Below are 5,600 nucleotides of genomic sequence, written 5' to 3'. Positions count from 1 at the left end.
GGGGGGGGGGGGGGGGGGGGGCCGCCGCGCGCGCCCCCCCCCCCGGGGCGCCGCCCCCCCCCCCCACGGTGGTGCCTGATCAGGCGGTGCGCGGTGCGCGGGGGGTAGGTCGAGCGCGGCGCGCGGAGACGCGAGGGGTGCTCACCGAGATGTGGCCACGCGGTATGTGCTCACGCGGTACGTGCTCACGCGACATGTGGTGACGCCGCATGGGGTGACGCGATGTGTGGTGACGCGATGTGTGCCGTGCCACCGTGCTGTGTCGTGCTGTGCTGTGTCGTGCTGTGCTGTGCTGTGCTGTGCTGTGCTGTGCTGTGTCGGGGTCAGCCGTTGGCGCGCGCGGTGGCACGGCGGCGCAGGACGAACGTACCGGCGCCCGCGAGCAGCAGCGTGCCCGCCGCCGTACCGGCGAGGGGGGCGACACCGGTGGCGGATCCGGCCGGGGCCTCGCCCGCCGCGACACCGCCGCGCGGGGCCTCCTTGGCAGCCTCGGCCCGCTTGGCCTCGGCGCTCTTCTGCTCCTCGGCCCGCTGCGCCTTGTCGCTCACGGCGGCGCTCGGCGCGTCGCCCGCGGCGACGCCGCCGCGCGGCGCCTGCTGGGCGGCCTCGGCACGCTTGGCGGCCTCGGCGCGCTTGTCGTCCTGGGCCTTCTGGTCCGACGGGGTGCGCTCCGCTTCGGCCGCCTTCATCTTCGCGTCCGAGGAACGGTCCTCCGGCTTTTCGGCCGCCGCCGAGTCCGGCACCGACGCCCGGGGCTGGTCGGAGACGGTGTCCGCGACGGCCGCGGTGGCCGGGACGAGCAGCGCGCCGGCCGCGACAGCGGTCAGTGCGGCGAGACGCAGGCGGAGATGACGAGACATGGGTCGCTCCAGTTCCGGCCCGGTGTGGGTGGTGCCTGGATGCCGATTCGCACCAGGTTCCGGGCATGACCCCAGCCTGTCGACCACATGTGAAGAACCTGTCAGGACGTCATAGTCATCGCATCAGGACCGGTGCCCGCGTCAGGACCGGTCCCCGGCGCGGCCGGCAGGCGCAGGGTGAAGACCGAGCCCTTCCCCTCCGTGCTCACCACCCCCGCCGTACCGCCGTGGGCCTCCGCCAGCTTGAGGACGATCGCCAGGCCGAGGCCGCTGCCACCGGTGGACCGGTTACGGGACTTCTCCGCGCGCCAGAAGCGGTCGAACACGTGCGGGACATCGGCGGCCGGGATTCCGGTGCCGGTGTCGGAGACCTCGACGGCCACCTCCTCACCGGGGCGCTCCGTGTCGCTGACGTACGAGCGCAGCGTCACCCGCCCGCCGGAGGGGGTGTGCCGTACCGCGTTGGAGACCAGGTTGCCGACCGCCTGGCGCAGCCGCACCGGGTCGGCGTCGAGCAGCGGCGGTCGCGGGGCGCCGGGCGCCGCCGGGGCGAGCGTCAGCGTGACGCCCGCGGTCTCGGCGAGGCCCTGGTGCGCGGTGGCGACCTGGCCGAGCAGGTCGTCGATCCGTACCGGCTCCATGTGCAGCCGCAGCGCGCCCGCGTCGGCCGCCGCCAGGTCCTGGAGGTCGTTGATGATGTGCTGGAGCTGGACCGCCTCGTCGTGGAGCGAGGCGACGAACGCCGGGTCGGGTTCGGCCAGTCCGTCCTGTGCCGCCTCCAGCCAGCCGCGGATGTTGCTCAGCGGCGTACGGAGTTCGTGGGCGACGTCGCTGACCATCGCCTTGCGCTGGGCCTCCAGCCGGGCGCGGTGCGCGGCCATGTCGTTGAAGGCGGCGGCCAGTCGGCCGATCTCGTCGTCCGGGCCGACCGGCACGGGCGCCGAGTCGAGGCCGTCCCGCATCCGCTGGGCGGCGCCGGTGAGCGCGTGCAGCGGGCGTACGAACCGGGTTCCGGCGATCACCGAGGCGCCGACCGTGAGGGCGAGGACGAGGGCCGCGACCCCGGCGATACGGGCGGTGCTCTTCGGCGAGAGGTCGAACCCGGGCACGCTGACGGCGCGCGGGCCGCCGATGAACAGCAGGGCGGGCGCCGCGACATAGCCGGTCAGCTGTTCGCGGCGGGCGCTGCCGACGCAGGAGGCGATGTCCCGGTCGTACTTGCTGTTACGGGCCTCGGTCGCCCCCTGGTACCCGTAGGCCGCCGCTCGTTCCTTCTCCGCCGTCGCGCGGGCCGTCCCGTCGTCCTCGTCCCGCTTGGCGGCTTCCTGGACGGCCTTCTCCCGGCGGGGGCTCGCCACCATCTCGCCGGACTCGTCCCTGGGGCCCTCGGCCGGACGGGCGGCTTCCGCGTCCTCCATGTACCCCCGCTGCCAGGACAGGTCCAGGTTCAGCCTCACGCCGGTCCTGCCCTGGCGTTCCAGGCAGGCGTCGGCCAGTTGGTTGAGCGCGTCGAGGGCCTTCTTCTCGGTCCGGGTGGGGGTCTCCGGCTCGGCCGCCAGGCACTTCCCGTCCACATTGCGGTCGGCGTCGCCGCTGCTGACGTAGTGGATACGGGGCCGTCCGCTCGGGCCGTCGACGACGTCCGCCGCGATGCCCACGCCGTTGAGGCACTCCACCTGCCTCTGCGCGATCTGCCGCAGGCTCTCACGCTCCTTCCCGGGCAGCAGGAACGGGCCGACGGCGCGCGGGTCGACGCGGTCCGTGTCCCCGGAGGACGCGTCGGACACCAGGGCGGTGTCGACGGAGAGCGGATCGACGACCGCGGACGCCTGCGCCGGCAGCGGATCGACCGCCGCCCCGGCGGCCGAACCGGAATCCTTACCGGAATCCGAACCGGAGCCCGAACCGCCCCCGGGGGCGGCCGAGTCGAAGAGCGGGCGCCGGTCCTGGGTGGTGAGCGTGATCCGGCGTTCGGAGTCCTCGGCCAGTTTCCGTACCGTGGCGTCCACCCCCTCCCAGCTCGGGTGGGTGGCCGCGTATCCCATCAGCGTGTTGTAGATGGTGGCGTCGGCGCTGAGGTTCTGCCCCTGCTCCTGGCGGATCGCGACCGAGGTCGTCTGCACGACGAGCCAGGCCGTGGCGGCCACCGAGCACGAGGCCACCAGCGCCGACACGGTGAGCAGACGGCCGAGCACGCTTCTGCGGAGCGGCAGCCGGGCGGGGGTGCGCCTCTCACGAGGGGGCATGGCGTCCGTCCTTCGCGGGGTCGGTCAGCTTGTAGCCGACGCCGAACACGGTGAGCAGCCGGGTCGGCCGCCGCGGGGAGCGCTCGATCTTCTTGCGCAGATGCATGACATGGACGTCGACGGTGCGCCCGCTGATGTACGTGGCGAAGCCGTGCAACTCCTCCAGGAGCCGCTGCCGGGTGAAAACCCGGTCCGGCTCGGCCGCCATCGCGGCGAGGATACGGAACTCGCCGGGCGTGCAGACGACCGGCGTGTCCCCGACGGACACCTCGTGCCGGGCCGGATCGATCCGCAGGGTGCCCACCGACAGCACCTCGTCGCCGGGCACGGCAGCGGGGGCGGGCACCGGTACCCGCGCCCGCACCGGCGCGGAACCGGAACGGCCATCGGAACGGCTACCGGAACCGGCGTCAGGACCCGAAAGAGAACCGGAACCGGAACCGGAACCAGAACCGGAGCCCGAGCCGGAGCCGGAAGCAGAACCGGCGTCCGGTGAGCCCCCGGAGCGCCGGTGGCGGCGCAGCAGCGTACGGACCCGGGCCATCAGCTCGCGCGGGCTGAACGGCTTGGTCATGTAGTCGTCGGCGCCGAGATCCAGACCGAGCAGCAGATCGTCCTCGGTGGAGCGGGCCGTCAGCATCAGCACCGGCACCTCCCGGCCCTCGGCGCGCAGGATCCGTACGACGTCCAGGCCGTCGGTCCGGGGCATCATCACATCGAGGACGAGCAGGTCGGGCGCCCGGTGCCGGACCCCCTCCAGCGCCGCACGGCCGTCCTCGACGACCGTGACCGCGTACCCCTCGTGCTCCAGGTAGCGGCGCACCAGTTCGGCCTGCTTCGCGTCGTCTTCGGCGACCATGATGTTTGCGCGCACGCGGACGATCGTATGCGAAGCATCAATTTGCCTCACGTAGAAGGGAGTTGGCCACAAAGGGCCTGAGTGCGGAATGAATCGCGGCGGCTGCGGCGTTCGGCCCGGCATGAAGCTACGGAAGCTGGGGTTCCTGACGATCGGACTCTTCGACGGCGCCGATCCGGGCCCGGGACACGAGTCGACGCTGAAGATCATCGAGCTGGGTGAGCGGCTGGGGTTCGACAGCGCCTGGGTGCGCCACCGCCATCTCCAGTACGGCATCTCCTCGCCCGTGGCGCTGCTGGCCGCCGCCTCGCAGCGCACCTCGCGGATCGAGCTGGGCACCGCGGTCATCCCGCTGGGCTGGGAGAATCCGCTGCGGCTGGCCGAGGACCTGGCGACCGTCGACATCCTCTCCGGGGGCCGCCTCAACCCGGGGGTCAGCGTCGGTCCGCCGATGAACTACGACCACGTCAAGGACGCGCTCTACCCGGACACGGCGGAGGCCGAGGACTTCGGCCACCCGCGTGTGCGGCGGCTGCTGGACTTCGTACGCGGCGAACGGGCCTCCGGTTTCAGCGGCGTCCAGGGCTTCGAGTCCTTCTCCGACCGGGTCCAGCCGCACTCCCCCGGTCTGGGCGCGCGCATGTGGTACGGCGGCGGCAGTCTGCGGTCGGCGCGGTGGGCGGGCGAGAACGCGATGAACTTCCTGACCAGCAGTGTCGTGAAGGCGGAAGAGGCGCCGGAGCCGGAGGAGACGAGAGAGACGAGAGAGGCGGGGAAATCGGGGGAGAAGGGAGAGATGGGAGGGACGAGAGAGCCCCTGGACTTCGCGGCGATCCAGCTCTCGCACATCCGGGCCTTCCGCGCCCACCACCCCGACGGCGAACGCGCCCGTGTCTCGCAGGGACTCGTCGTCATCCCGACGGACAGCGCCTCGCCGTCGCAGCGCGCGAAGTACGAGGAGTACGCCCGGACGCGGCTGCCGCGCACCGCCGCCCCGCAGGGCCCCGCGCGGCTGATGTTCGCGCCCGATCTGGTCGGGACGTCGGAGGAGATCGCCGAACGGCTGCGGGCCCATGTCGCGTTCCGCGAGGTCGACGAGGTCGCGTTCGCCCTGCCGTTCACCTTCGGCCACGACGACTACGTCCAGATCCTCACCGACATCGCGACCCGCCTCGGCCCGGCGCTCGGCCGGCCCGCCACCACCGGCTGACACCGCACCGCACCGGCTGACACCGCACCGCACCGACCGGCACCGACCCGCACCGCCCCGCACCGACCCGTTGACATGAGCATGAGCCCGTCCCTAGCGTGGCGCCTCGCCGTTACATCGATGTAAAGGCGCGTCGGTGCACAGGCGCACCGATGTGAAGAACGGCGGAAAGGACCCCCCGTGCTTCCCAGCTCCCTTCCCAGTCCCCGTCCCGGCCCCGCCAGGCCGCCCCGCGCGCGTACCGCCCTGCTCCTCGCCGCCCTCCTCGGGCTCGTCGTGGGCCTGCTGCCCGCGCTCACCGCCCCGACCGCGGCGGCGGCGCCGGCCGCGGACCGCGCCGCCCCGCGCCCCCCCCCCGCCGCCGCGGCCACCCCGCCGCGGCGCCGGGCGGCGCGGCGCTCGGCGCCTCCTGGCTGCTCACCGGC

Annotated in this window: 4 protein-coding genes and 1 pseudogene; 2 read left to right on the top strand and 3 right to left on the bottom strand. The window is 73.4% G+C overall.

Translation table 11 applies throughout. The annotated features are described in order from the left end of the window. Positions 1-323 precede the first annotated feature (323 nt). The 3 genes from ACFXPK_RS06170 to ACFXPK_RS06160 all read right to left on the bottom strand — a co-directional run bounded on the left by ACFXPK_RS06170 (position 324) and on the right by ACFXPK_RS06160 (position 3,965). Positions 324-860: a hypothetical protein gene (locus ACFXPK_RS06170; RefSeq protein WP_385072196.1), complete on the bottom strand. Its 537-nt coding sequence runs from the start codon at positions 858-860 to the stop codon at positions 324-326. A 101-nt stretch (positions 861-961) separates the two neighbouring features. Then, positions 962-3,106: a sensor histidine kinase gene (locus ACFXPK_RS06165; RefSeq protein ID WP_385072195.1), complete on the bottom strand. Its 2,145-nt coding sequence runs from the start codon at positions 3,104-3,106 to the stop codon at positions 962-964. Beyond that, positions 3,093-3,965 carry a response regulator transcription factor gene (locus ACFXPK_RS06160; RefSeq protein WP_385072298.1) on the bottom strand — a complete coding sequence of 291 codons (873 nt, stop codon included), beginning with the start codon at positions 3,963-3,965 and terminating at the stop codon, positions 3,093-3,095. Before ACFXPK_RS06160 ends, ACFXPK_RS06165 begins: the two co-directional genes overlap by 14 nt. Positions 3,966-4,086: 121 nt before the next feature. Between ACFXPK_RS06160 and ACFXPK_RS06155 the strand changes: the two genes are divergently transcribed. Continuing rightward, positions 4,087-5,175, top strand: coding sequence for an LLM class flavin-dependent oxidoreductase (locus ACFXPK_RS06155; protein ID WP_385072192.1), 1,089 nt, complete (start codon positions 4,087-4,089; stop codon positions 5,173-5,175). A gap of 180 nt (positions 5,176-5,355) precedes the next feature. Beyond that, positions 5,356-5,600: pseudogene (locus tag ACFXPK_RS06150) on the top strand (hypothetical protein); the annotation flags it as partial.

Source organism: Streptomyces sp. NPDC059142, from assembly GCF_042755665.1.
Lineage (GTDB): Bacteria > Actinomycetota > Actinomycetes > Streptomycetales > Streptomycetaceae > Streptomyces.
The sequence above is the reverse complement of the archived record's forward strand: the minus strand, read 5'-3'. Positions and strand labels throughout refer to the sequence as shown.